14 protein-coding genes are annotated in these 14,485 nt (G+C 73.5%); 8 read left to right on the top strand and 6 right to left on the bottom strand.

Translation table 11 applies throughout. The annotated features are described in order from the left end of the window. Nucleotides 1–23: 23 nt before the first annotated feature. A complete protein-coding gene (locus tag ACOOHE_RS16880) occupies nucleotides 24–824 on the bottom strand; it encodes an SDR family NAD(P)-dependent oxidoreductase (RefSeq protein ID WP_420455255.1) in 801 nt (266 codons plus the stop codon). A gap of 210 nt (nucleotides 825–1,034) precedes the next feature. Beyond that, on the bottom strand, nucleotides 1,035–1,751 hold the full coding sequence (locus ACOOHE_RS16875) for a transporter (RefSeq protein WP_420455254.1): 717 nt from the start codon (nucleotides 1,749–1,751) through the stop codon (nucleotides 1,035–1,037). 57 nt (nucleotides 1,752–1,808) lie between these two features. Between ACOOHE_RS16875 and ACOOHE_RS16870 the strand changes: the two genes are divergently transcribed. The 6 genes from ACOOHE_RS16870 to ACOOHE_RS16845 all read left to right on the top strand — a co-directional run bounded on the left by ACOOHE_RS16870 (nucleotide 1,809) and on the right by ACOOHE_RS16845 (nucleotide 7,221). Then, nucleotides 1,809–2,477: a metal-dependent transcriptional regulator gene (locus tag ACOOHE_RS16870; RefSeq protein ID WP_420455253.1), complete on the top strand. Its 669-nt coding sequence runs from the start codon at nucleotides 1,809–1,811 to the stop codon at nucleotides 2,475–2,477. Nucleotides 2,478–2,587: 110 nt separating this feature from the next. Continuing rightward, the gene (locus tag ACOOHE_RS16865; RefSeq protein WP_420455252.1) at nucleotides 2,588–3,511 is read left to right on the top strand and encodes a metal ABC transporter solute-binding protein, Zn/Mn family; all 924 of its coding nucleotides are present in this window, start codon (nucleotides 2,588–2,590) and stop codon (nucleotides 3,509–3,511) included. A gap of 39 nt (nucleotides 3,512–3,550) precedes the next feature. Then, complete coding sequence (locus tag ACOOHE_RS16860) at nucleotides 3,551–4,006, top strand: four helix bundle protein (RefSeq protein ID WP_420455251.1); 456 nt, start codon at nucleotides 3,551–3,553, stop codon at nucleotides 4,004–4,006. Beyond that, nucleotides 4,003–4,824, top strand: a complete 822-nt coding sequence (locus ACOOHE_RS16855) for a metal ABC transporter ATP-binding protein (RefSeq protein WP_420455250.1) — start codon at nucleotides 4,003–4,005, stop codon at nucleotides 4,822–4,824. The genes ACOOHE_RS16860 and ACOOHE_RS16855 overlap by 4 nt, the downstream gene beginning before the upstream one ends. Beyond that, complete coding sequence (locus tag ACOOHE_RS16850) at nucleotides 4,821–5,957, top strand: metal ABC transporter permease (RefSeq protein ID WP_420455249.1); 1,137 nt, start codon at nucleotides 4,821–4,823, stop codon at nucleotides 5,955–5,957. The genes ACOOHE_RS16855 and ACOOHE_RS16850 overlap by 4 nt, the downstream gene beginning before the upstream one ends. A gap of 157 nt (nucleotides 5,958–6,114) precedes the next feature. Further along, the gene (locus ACOOHE_RS16845) at nucleotides 6,115–7,221 is read left to right on the top strand and encodes a metal ABC transporter permease (RefSeq protein ID WP_420455248.1); all 1,107 of its coding nucleotides are present in this window, start codon (nucleotides 6,115–6,117) and stop codon (nucleotides 7,219–7,221) included. 170 nt (nucleotides 7,222–7,391) lie between these two features. Here ACOOHE_RS16845 and ACOOHE_RS16840 read toward each other — a convergent pair whose 3' ends face one another. The 4 genes from ACOOHE_RS16840 to ACOOHE_RS16825 form a co-directional block, all read right to left on the bottom strand. Beyond that, complete coding sequence (locus ACOOHE_RS16840; protein ID WP_420455247.1) at nucleotides 7,392–8,084, bottom strand: hypothetical protein; 693 nt, start codon at nucleotides 8,082–8,084, stop codon at nucleotides 7,392–7,394. A 93-nt stretch (nucleotides 8,085–8,177) separates the two neighbouring features. Then, nucleotides 8,178–9,272 carry a glycoside hydrolase gene (locus tag ACOOHE_RS16835; RefSeq protein WP_420455246.1) on the bottom strand — a complete coding sequence of 365 codons (1,095 nt, stop codon included), beginning with the start codon at nucleotides 9,270–9,272 and terminating at the stop codon, nucleotides 8,178–8,180. Beyond that, nucleotides 9,269–9,958 carry a response regulator transcription factor gene (locus tag ACOOHE_RS16830; RefSeq protein WP_420455245.1) on the bottom strand — a complete coding sequence of 230 codons (690 nt, stop codon included), beginning with the start codon at nucleotides 9,956–9,958 and terminating at the stop codon, nucleotides 9,269–9,271. Before ACOOHE_RS16830 ends, ACOOHE_RS16835 begins: the two co-directional genes overlap by 4 nt. Next, the gene (locus ACOOHE_RS16825) at nucleotides 9,951–11,519 is read right to left on the bottom strand and encodes a sensor histidine kinase (protein ID WP_420455244.1); all 1,569 of its coding nucleotides are present in this window, start codon (nucleotides 11,517–11,519) and stop codon (nucleotides 9,951–9,953) included. The genes ACOOHE_RS16830 and ACOOHE_RS16825 overlap by 8 nt, the downstream gene beginning before the upstream one ends. Nucleotides 11,520–11,776: 257 nt before the next feature. Between ACOOHE_RS16825 and dtd the strand changes: the two genes are divergently transcribed. Both dtd and ACOOHE_RS16815 read left to right on the top strand, forming a co-directional pair. Beyond that, nucleotides 11,777–12,235: a D-aminoacyl-tRNA deacylase gene (gene dtd, locus ACOOHE_RS16820; protein ID WP_420455243.1), complete on the top strand. Its 459-nt coding sequence runs from the start codon at nucleotides 11,777–11,779 to the stop codon at nucleotides 12,233–12,235. A gap of 120 nt (nucleotides 12,236–12,355) precedes the next feature. Further along, on the top strand, nucleotides 12,356–14,011 hold the full coding sequence (locus tag ACOOHE_RS16815) for an amidohydrolase (protein ID WP_420455242.1): 1,656 nt from the start codon (nucleotides 12,356–12,358) through the stop codon (nucleotides 14,009–14,011). Nucleotides 14,012–14,485: the final 474 nt, after the last annotated feature.

Below are 14,485 nucleotides of genomic sequence, written 5' to 3'. Positions count from 1 at the left end.
CCATACTCCGTCCTGCCTGCGCGCTACAGGTCGATCGACGCGACCGAGCCGCCATCGACGCGGTAGTTCGCGCCGACGACGAAGCTGGCGCGCTCCGAGCACAGGAACGCGATGACGGCGGCGACCTCCTCGGGGCGTCCCCGGCGGTTCAGGACGAGGTGCGGCCGGTCGTCTTCGAGGAAGTCCTCGATGGCCTGCTCCTTCGTGATCCCCTCTTCCTGGGCCGTCTTCGCCATCATCCCCTCCGTCATGTCGGTCGCGATGAACGCCGGGGCCACCGAGTTGACGAGCACGCCGTCGGGCGCGTAGCGCTGGCCCATCGCCTTGGCGAGGGTGAGGACGGCGGCCTTGGCCGCGTTGTAGACGGCCTCGTCGGAGTACGGCTGGGCCACGTTCTCGCTCGTCACGAACACGACGCGGCCCCACCCGCGCTCGCGCATGGCCGGCACGAACGCTCGGGACACGCGGACGCCCGACATGAAGTCGGTCTGCCACGCCTCGGCCCAGTCGTCGTCGGTGATGTCGTCGAGCGGGTCGCCCTTGGCGCCGGTGATCCCGGCCGTGTGGACCAGGATGTCGACACCGTCGGGCGCGGCGTTTTTGAGCGCGGCCACGCCGTCCTCGGTCGTGAGGTCGGCGACGACGGTCGAGACGCGGTCGCCGAACTCGGCGAGGGTCTCGGCGGTCTCGGCGAGCTGGTCGCCGTCGAGGTCGGTGAGCAGGACGGAGGCGCCGTCGGCGAGGAGGAAATGGGCGGTCGCGCCGCCGATGCCGGCCGCGGCGCCGGTGACGACGGCGCGGTGGCCGGAGAGTCCGAGGTCCATGAGGTGCGGAAGGGGAGGGGGCCAGGGCACGAGCCGTCCGCGCGCCGGTTCCGCCCCGGACGCCACTCAGACGACGCCTGATCGCGGCGGCAAACCACTACTGTCGGGTCCGCCGCGCGCTGGAGCCCATCGCGGGGCCCTCCCCACCTGCGCGGGAACGACGGCCGTTTGGGGAGAGGAGAAGCCGTGGACCCGAGTCCACGACAACCTCTAGAACCGAGCGCTGACCCCGACGCCCGCGAACACGTCCGGGGCGGGTTCGGTCAGCCCGAGCCCGAGCGCGGCGTCGAGTTGGACGTCGGGCGAGAGCAGGAGCGTGGCGCCGGTCTGGGCGAGCACGGCCGGGTCGCCCGGCGTCGTCCCGGCGGCAGCCTCGACGAACACGCCGACCGCCTCCGACACCGACGTCCCGACCACAAATGTCCCGCCGACCTCGACGCGGTCGGCGTCGCGGTCCCACCGGACCTCGGCCTGCGTCCCGAGCGAGAAGGCTCCGGCATCGCGCCCGGCAACCAGAATGGCGAGCGGGCTCGCGGCGCCCGAGAACGCCGCGTCGCCGAGCGGGAGCGAGACCTCCGCGATCGCCGCGAGCGCCCACGGGCCGGCGGCGCCCAACTCGACCTTCGCCCCAACCGAGGGGTCGGTCAACCCGTCGACGTTCCGGTTCGCGACGTCCTCGACGCGGTAGTCCGGCAGGCCGAGCCGGACCTCGACCCCCGCCACGACAGGGACGCGGACGAGCGCCTGCGGCCCCGAGAGATCCGGCGAGCCGCCGCCGGAGCCGGAGTCCTCGACGTCGAGGAGCAGCCCGGACTCGACCTGGAGCCGCCGGACCGCCTCGGTGCTCTCGGTCAGGTCGGGCCGGTCGGTCACGATCTGCGCCGCGGCGGGGGAGGCGAGGAGAAGCGCGAGGGCGAGGCGGAACACGGGGCAGGCGCGATGGTTTAGGCGGCACTAAATTAGCCTCGCCTAACTCAGGTTCCCATGCCGTCCCCCGCCGTCGAGGACTACCTCAAGGCCATCTACGCCCTCGCCCGGACCGGCGACGCGGCGACGACGTCGGCGTTGGCCGAGCGTCTGGGGATCGCGCCGGCATCGGTCACGGGGATGCTGAAAAAGCTGGCGGCGTCGGGCCTGGTGGACCACGAGAGGTACCAGGGCGCCCGGCTGACCGAGGCCGGGCGGTTGGTGGCCGTCGAGACGATCCGCCACCACAGGCTGGTCGAGACCTACCTCCACCAGGCGCTCGGCGTCCCGTGGGACCGGCTCCACGACGAGGCCGAGGCCTGGGAGCACGTGCTCTCCGAGGACCTCGAAGCGCGGATGGACGCGGCCCTCGGCCACCCCACGCACGACCCGCACGGGGCACCCATTCCCACGTCCGACTTGGTGCTCGACGAGCGCGACCTGCTCCCGCTCGCGCGCCTCGATGCCGGGCGGGAGGCGACCGTCGCCCGGGTCTCCGACCACGACGGCGCGCTGCTCCGGGCCGTCGGCGCGGCCGGCCTGTTCCCGGGCGTCCGCTTCCGGCTGGCCGAGGTGGCCGACGACGGCGCCGCGACGGTCCGCCTGCTCACGGGCGACCGGGCCGGCGACACGGCCACGCTCGCCGCCGAGGCGACGCCGTTCCTCTTTCTAGAAGACCTCCGATGACGCGCCGGACCTCTGAAATCGACCCCTCGTCGGTGCTCGACAGGATGTTGCGTGTTGCGTGTTGCGTGCTCGGGACACGCAGCACGCGACGCGCGATCTGGGCGAGCGCGATGGTCCTCGCCGTCTCCGTTTTCCTCTCCGCCTGCGGCCCGGCCACCGGCACCGCCGACGGCCCCATCGCCGAGCGCCCAGTCCGCGTCGTCGCTACGACGAGCCTGATCGCGGACCTGGCGCGCGAGGTCGGCGGCGACCGCGTCGAGGTCGAGGGGCTGATGGGGCCCGGCGTCGATCCCCACCTGTACCGGCCGCGCGAGAGCGACGTGGCCCGGTTGGTCGGCGCGGACATCGTGCTGTACAACGGGCTCGAGCTGGAGGGCAAGATGGGCGAGGTGCTCGAGCAGGTCGAGGGGCGGGGCATCATCGCCGAGCCGGTCGCCGAGACCATCGGGGAGGGCGGCCTGCTCGCCCCGCCCGAGTTCCAGGGCGCCTTCGACCCCCACGTCTGGATGGACGTGGCCCTGTGGCGCCGCGTCTCGACCGCCGTCGCCGACGCGCTCGTGGCGCTCGACCCGACCCACGCCGAGACCTACGTCGCGAATGCGGAGGCCTACCAGGCCCGGCTGACGGCGCTCGACGCCTGGGTGAGAGAGCAGACGGCGACGGTGCCTCCAGACCAGCGGGTGATCGTGACGGCCCACGACGCCTTCAACTACTTCGGCCGGGCCTACGGCTTCGAGGTCCGCGGCCTGCAGGGGCTCTCCACGGCGACCGAAGCCGGCACGGCCGACGTCCGCGACCTGGCGGCGTTCGTGGCCGAGCGCCGGATCCCGGCGATGTTCGTCGAGACGAGCGTGTCGCCGCGCAACATCCAGGCGGTGCTCCAGGCCGTCCAGGCGCGCGGCTTCGATGTGGCCATCGGCGGCAACCTGTTCTCGGACGCCCTCGGCGACCCGGGCACGCCGGAGGGGACCTACGAGGGGATGATCCGCCACAACGTGGGGACGATCGTGGGGGCGCTGGGTAGGGAGGAGTGAGGCGTTACGTGTTTCGTGTTGCGTAGACCGAGCGGACCTATGAGACAGCCCGATGGCTTCCAAGTATGGGAAGAGACTGTGCCGGAGTCGATCCGGGGCGACGCGCTCTGGCGCATGACCGTCTATCGCCTGGCGCTCTTCCTCGGCGATCTCTCATGGGAGGATGTAACGACGCTCCATCGCGATGGGCGGACGCGGCGCATTGCAGATCAGCTCTACCGATCCGTCGGGTCAATTAGCGCCAACATCGCTGAGGGGTACTCGCGAGGAAGCGGAAAAGACCGGGCTCGGTTCTACGAATATGCCCTCGGCTCTGCTCGCGAGGCTCGCGACTGGTACTACAAAGCTCGTCACAAGCTAGGCGTCGACGTCACAGCCGAGCGTCTCGACCTCCTCGCGGAAATCTGTCGCCAGCTCCTCGGCACGATCCGGAATCAGCCCGGCCGCACGCTCCGCGAGCCCGGAGTCTCCTACACCACGGACGGCGAGGCATGAACACGCAACACGCAACACGCAACACCTCCGCCATCGACGTCGCCGACCTCACCGTGGCCTACCGCGACGCGCCCGTGCTGTGGGACGTCGACCTGGTGGTGCCCGAGGGCGTGCTGATGGCCATCGTCGGGCCGAACGGGGCGGGGAAGACGACGCTCATCAAGTCCATCCTGGGTCTGTTGCCGACGGCCGCCGGGCGGATCGAGGTGCTGGGCGGGTCGCTGGCGGACCGCCGACGTGACGTGGCCTACGTGCCCCAGCGCGGGTCCGTCGACTGGGACTTCCCGACCTCGGTGCTCGACGTGGTCCTGATGGGCACCTACGGACGGTTGGGGTGGATCCGGCGCCCCGGCGCCGAGGAGCGGGCGCGGGCGTCGGAGGCCCTCGAGCAGGTCGGCATGGCCGACTTCGCGGACCGCCAGATCGCCCAGCTCTCGGGCGGCCAGCAGCAGCGCGTGTTCCTGGCGCGGGCCCTCGTCCAGGACGCCCGCGTCTACCTCATGGACGAGCCGTTCCAGGGCGTCGACGCGACGACCGAGAAGGCGATTGTGTCGCTGCTCCAGCGGCTGCGCGAGGAGGGGAAGACGGTCCTGGTCGTCCACCACGACTTGCAAACGGTGCCCGAGTACTTCGACTGGGTGCTGCTGCTCAACGTCCGGCGGATCGCGGCCGGGCCCGTCGCCGAGGTCTTTACCGACGCCAACCTCCGGCTGGCCTACGGCGGGCGCGTGCCGTTCCAGGCGGGCGCGGGTCAAGGGGCCGAGGGCATGGGGCAAGGGGCGCCCCCGTCCTCCGTCCCCCGTCCCCCGTCCCCGTGATCGAACTCGACTACACGCTGCGGACGGTCGCCCTCGGCGCGGCCGTGCTCGGCCTGTCGTCCGGGTCGCTGGGCGCGTTCGCCGTGCTGCGCGGGCAGTCGCTGTTGGGCGACGCCATCAGCCACGCGGCGCTGCCCGGCGTCGCGCTCGCGTTCCTGCTGACCGCCAGCAAGGCCCCGCTCGTGCTCGTCGTCGGGGCCGGGCTGGCGGGGTGGGTCGGGACGCTGTGCGTGAGCCTGGTCGTGACGCGGAGCCGGATCCCGTACGACGCCGCGCTCGGCATCGTGCTGTCGGTCTTTTTCGGGCTGGGGATGGTCCTGCTCACGTACATCCAGGCCCAGCCGGACGCGAGCCAGGCCGGGCTCGACACGTTCCTGTTCGGCCAGGCCGCCGCGCTCGTCGGCCGCGACGTGGTGACGATGGCCGGGCTCGGGGCCATCGCCGTCGTGCTGATGGCCGTCTTCTGGAAAGAGTTCAAGCTGCTCCTGTTCGACCCCGATTTCGCGGCGGCCCAGGGCTTCCCGGTCCGCCTGCTCGACGTCGGGCTGACGACGCTGCTGGTGATCGCGATTGTGATCGGGTTGCAGACGGTCGGCGTCGTGCTGATGTCGGCGCTGATCGTGGCGCCGGCGGCGGCGGCGCGGCAGTGGACGGACCGGCTGGTGGGCGTCGTGGTGCTGGCCGGCGTGTTCGGCGCGCTGAGCGGGGCGACGGGCGCCCTCCTGAGCGGCGCTGCGGCCCGCTTGCCGACCGGCCCGACCATCGTGCTCTGCGCGACCGTGCTCGTCGGCGTGAGCCTGGCGTTCGCGCCGCGTCGCGGGCTGGTCGCCGCGTGGCTGCGGGGCCGCCGGAACCGGCGCGTGCTCCGCGTGGCCGGCACGCTGGAGGACCTCTACACGCTCGCCCTCACGCACGCCGATCCGCACTACCCGCACCCGGCCGCCACGCTCGAAACGATGACCGTCCGCCCCCAAGCCGTCGGTCCGACGCTGGAGCGGCTGCGCAGCCAGGGCCTGGTCGAACCTCGGGACGACGCCTGGGCGCTGACGCCGCGCGGCCTGGCTGAGGCCCGGCGGCTGGCGAGGGACTCGAAACTGTGGGACGTGGCCTCCGAGGAGATGCGTGATCCGTGATGCGTGATTCTTTCGTCTCCACTCTTCCTTTTGTTTGCTCCGGCGGTACTTCGTTCGAGCCGCGCAAGAGGGCGTCGTCTGCCGGCGGTCGGCACGGGGCCCCCCTCACGCATCACGCATCACGTATCCGCACCATCGCGGACCGGCGCCCCGACCGATGACCCCCCAGCTCGAGATCCAGCTCATCGCCGCCGTCACGGCCGCCGCGTGCGCACTCGTCGGCGCGTTCCTCGTCCTTCGCAAGACGGCACTGCTGTCGGACGCCATCAGCCACGCGATCCTGCCCGGCATCGTGCTGGCGTATTTCCAGACCGAGAACCTCAACTCGCCGCTGCTGCTCGTCGCCGCGGCGGCCACCGGCGTGCTGACGGTCGGGATGATCGAGGCGCTGGGGCGGACGCGGCTGGTGAAGCAGGACGCGGCCATCGCGCTCGTCTTCCCGGCGCTGTTCTCCATCGGCGTCGTGTTGATCTCGCGCTACGCCTCTGGCGTTCACCTCGACACCGACGCGGTGCTGTTGGGCGACCCGGCGTTCTCGTGGATCCGCCGGGTCGAGGTCGGCGGGCGGGACCTCGGGCCGCAGTCGCTGTGGCTGATGGGCGCCGTGCTAGCGCTCGTCGTCGCGTTCGTGGCGCTGTTCTACAAGGAGCTCAAGATCAGCACGTTCGACGCGGCGCTGGCCGGGGCGCTGGGGCTGGCGCCGGCCGCCGTCCACTACGCGCTGATGACGCTGGTGTCGGTCGTGGCCGTGGGCGCGTTCGACGTGGTCGGGTCGATCCTGGTGGTCGGGCTGATGATCGCGCCGCCGGCCGCGGCGTGGCTGCTCACGGACCGCCTGCCGGTGATGCTGGGTCTGTCGGTCGCCCTCGGCGTCGCGAGCGCCGTCGCCGGCTACTGGCTGGCGCGTGGGCTCGACGTGTCGATCGCCGGGGCGATGGCGGTGATGGCCGGCGTCGTGTTCGCGGCGTGCCTCGCGTTCGCGCCCGACCGGGGGCTCGTCGCCCAGGCCCGGCGCCAGGCGCGCCAGCGCGTCGCCTTCGCCGAGCGGATGCTGCTCGTCCACCTGCTCCACCACGAGCACACGCCCGAGGCCGAGCGGGAGTGCCGCGTGGGCCACCTCCAGGAGCACCTCCGCTGGGAGCGCTCGTTCGCGCAGCGGGCCGTCCGGGCGGCCGAGCGGGGCGGCGCTGTCACCCGCACGGGCGACCAGCTGGCGCTGACCGAGCCCGGGCGCGAGGCCGCCCAGCGGGCGATGGTGGCGTGAGGGGGCAAGGGTGAAGGAGCACAGGGCAGGCGGTTTCTGAATGGCCACGCCTCTTGCCCCATGCCTCATCCCCCTTGCCCACGCCAAAAAACCCCCGGGGTCGGGCGCCGAAGCGCCGTCACCCGGGGGCGTGCGGGGCGGACGGACCCACCGACCGCCTCGCGACTCGGTCAGCGGACGGCCGAGAATCGGTCGCCGACGCGGAGCGCGCGGACGCGGCCGTCGGCCTCGCGCTCGAAGGCGAGCGGGACGTCGGCGGCCTCGAAGTGGTCGTCGCCGGACGGTCGGGCGGTCCCGAGCACGACCGGGCTCAGGCCCCGCGCAATCGTGACGAGCGCGCCGTCCTCGTCCCAGACGAACGACGCCCACTCGGGGCCGCGCTCGAACAGCATCTGGACGAGCGTCGCCGACCGGCCGTCGGTCTGATCGAACGTCCCGATGACGCTGCCGGCCACGGCGGGGCCGCGCCCGCGGACGAGCGCCGCGCGGTAGGCCGCGAACGATGCGGCGGCTTGGGCCCGCCGGGCCGGGCGGACGGCCGCGACGACGGTCTCCATCTCGTCGAGTGTCCAGGCGTCGAGCAGGACCTCGGCGCGGGCGTCGGTGGCCGCGTCCGGCGTGGAGAGCGGCGCGAGCGCGGCGGCGACCTCGGCCCCGTGGGCGACCACGACGAGGTGGCCCCGGGCGCTGCGGACCTCGACCATCCCGCCGTCCGTCGCGTAGAGGCCGGCGTAGACGGCGGTGGAGGGGGACTCGACGCGGGTCTCGGCCGAGGCGGAGGTGAGCTGGACCTGAGCCGCCGCGAGCGGGGCGAGGGCGGTCAGAGCGGCGAGCGAGAGAGCGAGCGGAGTAGAGCGGGCCATGGGGGTGTGGGCTGGTGTGACCCACATTCGGGAGCCAGCCCCCGCCAGTTGTCACGCATCCGCGACCGACGGTCACCGCCGGCCACCGCCGTGTCATCGGTCGTCACCGCGGGCCCGGCGCTCGCGCTCGGCGAACGCTTGGCGCGTCACGAGGGCGACCGGCCCGCGGTAGATCCCGCCCTCGTTGGGCCCGTCGAACACGCGCACGGCGACGACGTTGTCGCCCGCCCGCAGCGCCGACGCCGGGACCGGGTACGCCCGCTCGACCTGCCACTCGTCGCCGCGCACCGTGCCCGTGTCGGGGTCGCCCGTCGCCCCGACGCGGACGCCGTTGACGAACGCCTCGTCGAGGTCGTCGATCAGGCCCAAGACGAGGACGAGGTCTCGTGCCGCGTCCTCGGCCGAGAGCCGGACCGTCGTGCGGTACCACGCCAAGCCGTCGAGGTCGCGGTAGCCCTGGCGCTCCCAGGCCCCGGGCACGCGGATCGTCGCCCACGCCCGGTCGTCGAGCGCGGGGTCGGAATAGGCCGGGTCGTCGCCGGGCTGGAAGCGCCAGTCGCCGGCCAGGTCGGCCACGACGGGGACGCTCGCGGGGTTCTGTGCCGTCGGGACGGCCAGGGCGATGGGGCCCTCCAGGATGCCGCCCTCGACCCCGGCGTCGTAGACGCGGACGGCGAGCTCGTTGGGCCCGTCGGTGCGCAGGAGGTCGGGGGGGACGCGGTACGCCCGGAAGCGGAAGGCGGCCGTCTCGTAGAACGGCGGCATCCGCCCGCCCCAGCCGACGCGCGTCCCGTTGAGCCAGACCTCGTCGGCGTCGTCGATGCGCCCCAGGAGCAGGAACGGCGGGCCGACGCGGGCGAGGTCGGCGGTCTTGGCGTCGAGCGCGAACGTGGTCCGGTACCACGCGAAGCCGTCGTAGCCGGGGAAGCCCTGGTCTTCCCACGCGGCCGGGACGGTGATCGACGTCCAGCCGTCCGTGGTGTCGGCGCTGGCGGGCGCGTCGCCGATGCGGATCTCCCACGTGCCATCGAGGTCAACGAGCGTCGTCCAGTCGTCGGGCGACGGGGGCCGGGCGTCGTCGCCCGACCAGGGGGACGGCGGGGGAGCCCAGTGGCTCGCGTCCCTGCATCCTCCCGAGACGAGGGCGAGGGCGCCGAGGGCGAGGGCCAGGAGTCCGGCGCGGCTCATGGCAGGAACTTGTAGCCGACGCCGTGGACCGTCACGAAGTGGCGCGGGCGGCCCGGGTCGGGCTCGGCCTTCTGGCGGAGCTTGAGGACGAAGTTGTCGACCGTCCGCGCGGTCGGGGCCACGTCGGCGCCCCAGACCTGGTCGAGCAGCTCGTCGCGCGAGACGACGGCGCCGGGGCGGGCCGCGAAGTAGCGGAGCACCTCGACCTCGAGATGCGTCATCGGCGCCTCGGCGCCGTCGGAGGTGGCCTGGTACGAGCCGAGGTCGACGCGCAAACGGCCCACCTCGATCACGTCGCGCGCCACACCCGACGCCCCCTCGGCCCGGCGCAGGACGGCCCGGACTCGGGCTAGCAGCTCGCCCAGCCCGAACGGCTTCGTGACGTAGTCGTCGGCCCCGAACTCCAGCCCGCGGACGGCGTCGAACTCCTCGGCCTTGGCCGTGAGCAGGATCACCGGCGTGCGGACGCCGGCCGCTCGGGCCTGGCGGAGCACGTCGAAGCCGGACCGCTTCGGCATCATCACGTCCAAGACCACGAGGCGGTAGGCGCCGTCGGTGAGTTTGGCGAGCGCTTGGTCGCCGTCGGCGGCTTCTTCGACGGCGTAGCCCTCGAACTCGAGGTTGTCGCGCAACCCCTCGCGCATGGCGCGCTCGTCGTCGACGATCAGGATGGGCAGGTCAGGCATGGGTCGGGAGGGCGATCTGGAACACGCTGCCGCCGCCATCGCGGGCATCGACCGTCGCCGACCCGCCATGCGCGTCGGCGATCCGGCGGACCAGGGCCAGGCCGAGCCCGGTCCCCTTGGCCGTGTGGACGAGCCCGTCGGCGCTCTCGGGCTGGATGCGGACGAACGGGTCGAACACGCGCTCGCGGTCGGCAGGTGCGACGCCCGGCCCGCGGTCGGCCACCTCGACCACGGCGCGCCCGCTCTCGGCCCGGGCGGACACCTTGACCGGACTGCCGCCGTACTTGACGGCGTTGTCGAGCAAGTTGACGAGGGCCTCCGAGAGCGCGTCGCGGTTGCCCAGGACGGGCAGCGGGCCGGGCGGCAGCTGCACGTCGAGCCGGCACCCCTCGCGCTCGACGACGGGCCGGTACCGCTCGGCGACCTCGGCCGCGAGCGCCCCGAGGTCGAGCGGCGCCCGGGAGAGCCGGGCCGTCCCGCGCTCGAAGCGGTGGACCTGGAGCACGTTGCCAACGAGTCGGCTCAGGCGCTCGGCCTCGGCAACCAGCGTCGCGTAGTAGCGCGGTTTCTTGGCCTCGGGCACGCGGCCCTCGGCCAGCGACTCGGCGTAGAGGCGGATCAGCGCGAGCGGGGTCCGCAGCTCGTGGCTCACGTTCGAGACGAAGGCCTCGCGGAGCCGGGCCACCTCGACCTCGCGGCGGACGCCGCGCCACGCGAGCAGGGCCCCGCCGCCGAACACGAGCACGACGCCGCCGAGCAGCCACAGGCTCTGGGCCATCCGCCGCCGGAGCGCGGCCTCCGCCGACCCCTCGCCCACGCGCGCGCCGACGGTGTAGGCGGGCAAAAGCCACAGCCGGCGCTCGCGCTCGACGTCGGCGTGGGCGAGGTCGGCCGTCGCGGCCACCGCTTCGCTCGTCCCGTCGCGGAAGACGCCCAGCTCGATCCCGCCCCGGCCGACCTCGCGGAGCGTTGGCATGATCACGGCCTCGACGAACGGCGCGGGGTCGACGACCATCAGCACCACGCGCGGCGGACCACTGGCGCGGTCCGTGACGAAGGCGAAGCCGAGGCCACCGCCGGGCAGCGGGGCCGGGGCCAGCTTGCGGTACCCGAGCGCGCGCTGGGCGAGCAGCATCTCGACGGTCGAGTCCGAGACGGCCTGGCGCAAACGGCCCCGGCTGATCTCGGCAACCGCGCCTCCCGCCCCGGCGACCGCCGCGACGCTCTGGAACGCCGTGTCGGCGACGACGACCGACCGCACGGCTGGCGTCGCCTCGAGGAACGCCGTCGTGGCCGGGCCGCCCGCGCCGACGGCGCGGGGGTGGTCGGTGGCCTGGGCCCGGTCGAGGCGGTCGGCCCAGGTCGTGGTCACATCCCACGCGGTCTGGTTGACGGAGAAGAGGAGCCCGTCGAGCTGGTCGTCGCGGAGCTGGGCCAGCCGCGCCTCGCTCTCGCTCTGGATCCCGAGCTGGACCGCCGCGAACGCCAGCGCGGGGACGACGGCCAAGGCCAGGAGGGCGCCGGCCAGCCGACGGAGCGCGCGGGGGGAGGAGGAGTCCACGCGAGCCAAGCTACCGGGGAGGTGTCGATCGCCTGTCAGGCCGACGTCCCGGGTTGTCACGAGATGTCACGGGGGGGCTCGCTGGCGCTCGCGGAAATGGGAAATGGGAACGGGGAACTGGCAGAGGGGACGGTGTGGGCGCTTCGTGGACAACTCGGCGGCCCGTCGGTGGCGCCGTCGGTCGCTGGTGCCCAGATTTCCCCGTCCCCCGTCCCCCGTCCCCCGTCCCCCGTCCCCCGTCCCCCGTCCCCCGTCCCATGATCGCCCTCGTCCAGCGTGTTTCCTCCGCCTCCGTCCGTGTCGAGGGGGCCGTCGTCGGCGAGATCGGGTGCGGGCTGCTCGTGCTGCTCGGCGTGGTCGACGGCGACACGACCGCCGAGGGCGACTGGCTGGCCGACAAGCTCGCCCGGCTCCGCGTCTTCCCCGACGACGAGGGCCGGATGAACCGCTCGGTGCAGGACGTCGGCGGGGAGGCCCTCGTCGTGAGCCAGTTCACGTTGGCCGGCGACGCGCGCAAGGGGACCCGGCCGAGCTACGTCCGCGCCGCGCGGCCCGAGGTCGCCGAGCCGCTGTACCTCGCGTTCGCCGAGGGGCTGGCCGGCCACCTTGGTCGCCCAGTGCCGACCGGGGTGTTCGGGGCGAAAATGGAGGTGGCCCTCGTCAACGACGGGCCGGTGACGCTGTGGGTCGAGCGCGAGCCGACGGCGGATGGTTGAGTCCCGGCGGGCGGACCGATATTGTCCATGACCGCCTGCCGTCCCAGATCACGTCCCCTCTCCCCACGGGAGAGGGACAGGGTGAGGGGCGGGCCACGCACCTCCCGCCCCACGTCTCTCATGCGCCCGTTTCTCCTCGCCCTCCTGCTCGCGCCCGCCCTCGCGGTGGCCCAGCCGGCCCGCTACGTCGCCACCGGCGGCACCGTGTACACCGTCGACGACGCCCGGCCGACGGCCCAGGCGTTCGCCGTCGAGGACGGCCGGTTCGTCGCCGTCGGCACGGAGGCCGAGGTCGCGGCGGCGTACCCGGACTGGCCCCGGCTCGACCTGGAGGGGCGGACGGTCGTCCCCGGCTTGATCGACGCCCACGCGCACCTGATGGGGCTGGGCGAGGCCCTGCTCTCGGCCGACCTGGTCGGGACGACGTCGAAGGCCGAGATCGTCGAGCGGCTGGCCGCCTTCGCCCGTGACCTGCCCGAGGGCGCCTGGGTGACGGGCCGCGGGTGGGACCAGAACGACTGGGGCGGCGACGGCGCCTTCCCGACGCGCGCCGACCTCGACGCGGCGTTCCCTGACCGGCCCGTCTGGCTCGGCCGGATCGATGGCCACGCGGCCTGGGCCAACACGGCCGCCCTGCGCGCCGCCGGCATCGACCCGGACGCGGCGGCGCCCGCCGCTCCCGAGGGCGGCGCCGTCCTGGCCGACGACCGGGGCCGCCCGACCGGCGTGTTCGTCGACGCGGCCGAGGGGCTCGTCGCCCAGGCCCTGCCGGCGCCCGACGCCGCGTTCCACGCCGAGGCGCTGGAGCGGGCGCTCGCGGAGACCGTGCGGCACGGGCTGACGGGCGTCCACGAGGCCGGCGTCCCGCTCGCCGCGATCCCGCTGTACCGCCAGTTCGCGGCCGACGGCCGGTTCCCCATTCGGAACTACGTCATGATTACGCCCGGCGAGATCGGCCCGTTCTGCGACGCCTTCCCCGACGGCGTCGCCGACGAGCGCGTCGTCGTCCGCTCGGTCAAGGTCTACGCCGACGGCGCGCTCGGCAGCCGCGGCGCGGCCCTCCTCACCGACTACGCCGACGACCCGGGCAACCACGGCCTGCTGTTCCGGCCCGACGACGTCATCGAGGCGACGGCCCGCGCGGCGATGGCGTGCGGGCTCCAGGTCAACACGCACGCCATCGGCGACCGGGCCAACCGCCAGGTCCTCGACGCCTACGAAGCGGCCATCGCGGCGACGGGCGGCGGGCCCGGCCGCCACCGGATCGAGCACTCGCAGATCCTCTCGCTCGACGACATCGAGCGGTTCGCGGCCCTCGGCGTCATCGCGTCGGTCCAGCCGACGCACGCGACGAGCGACATGCCGTGGGCCGGCGAGCGGCTCGGGCCGGACCGCCTGCGCGGGGCCTACGCCTGGCGCCGGCTCTTGGACAGCGGGGCCCGGCTCGCGCTCGGCTCCGACTTCCCGGTCGAGCGGGTCAGCCCGCTGCTCGGGTTCTACGCCGCCGTCACGCGCCAAGACGTCGGCGGGATGCCGGCCGGCGGGTGGTACGGCAACCAGGTGTTGACACGCGCCGAGGCGCTCCGCGGGTTCACCCTCGATGCGGCCTACGCCGCCTTCATGGAGGACGAGGTGGGCAGCATCGCGCCCGGCAAACGGGCCGACTTCGTGGTCCTCTCCCAGGACCTCATGGCGGTCCCGCCGGAGGAGATCCTGGCGACCCGGGTCGTGGCCACCTATCTCGACGGCGAGGCGGTGTACGAGGAGGGCGAGTAACACCAAATCCGGGTGGAGTGTGTGGGTATGGGAGGAGGCCGCGCTCCACGCCCACACGGGCTCCCCACCCCCTCCAGTTCCGGTCAGTGACGGATCAACCGGACGTGGTATGACCCTCCGCCTCTCCCTCAAAAAAAAAGCCCCCGCCCCGACGACGTCTCGGGGCGAGGGCTGGGGGCCAGGGACGGCCCGGTCGGTCGATCAACGGTGAGGGGGATCGACCTCGGACGGCGGGGTGGCTCACGAATCCCCGGTCGTCCGTACTCAGACAAGGTGTCCGCCGCTGGCCCGAGGGTGGTGGGGTTGGCCCCCGGCGAACGACCGCAATCTGGGGACGGACCGGGCCCGAACCTTGGGGACGGGGTGGGAGAGACTTGAGGGTTAGCTGAGGGAGGACCCCCGGACGGCCCTCACGGCGGCCTGGCGCCCCCGACGCGCTTGAAACGTGGCGTCCGAGGACCGACGCGGGTTATC

Source organism: Rubrivirga sp., from assembly GCF_965213695.1.
Lineage (GTDB): Bacteria > Bacteroidota > Rhodothermia > Rhodothermales > Rubricoccaceae > Rubrivirga.
The sequence above is the reverse complement of the archived record's forward strand: the minus strand, read 5'-3'. Positions and strand labels throughout refer to the sequence as shown.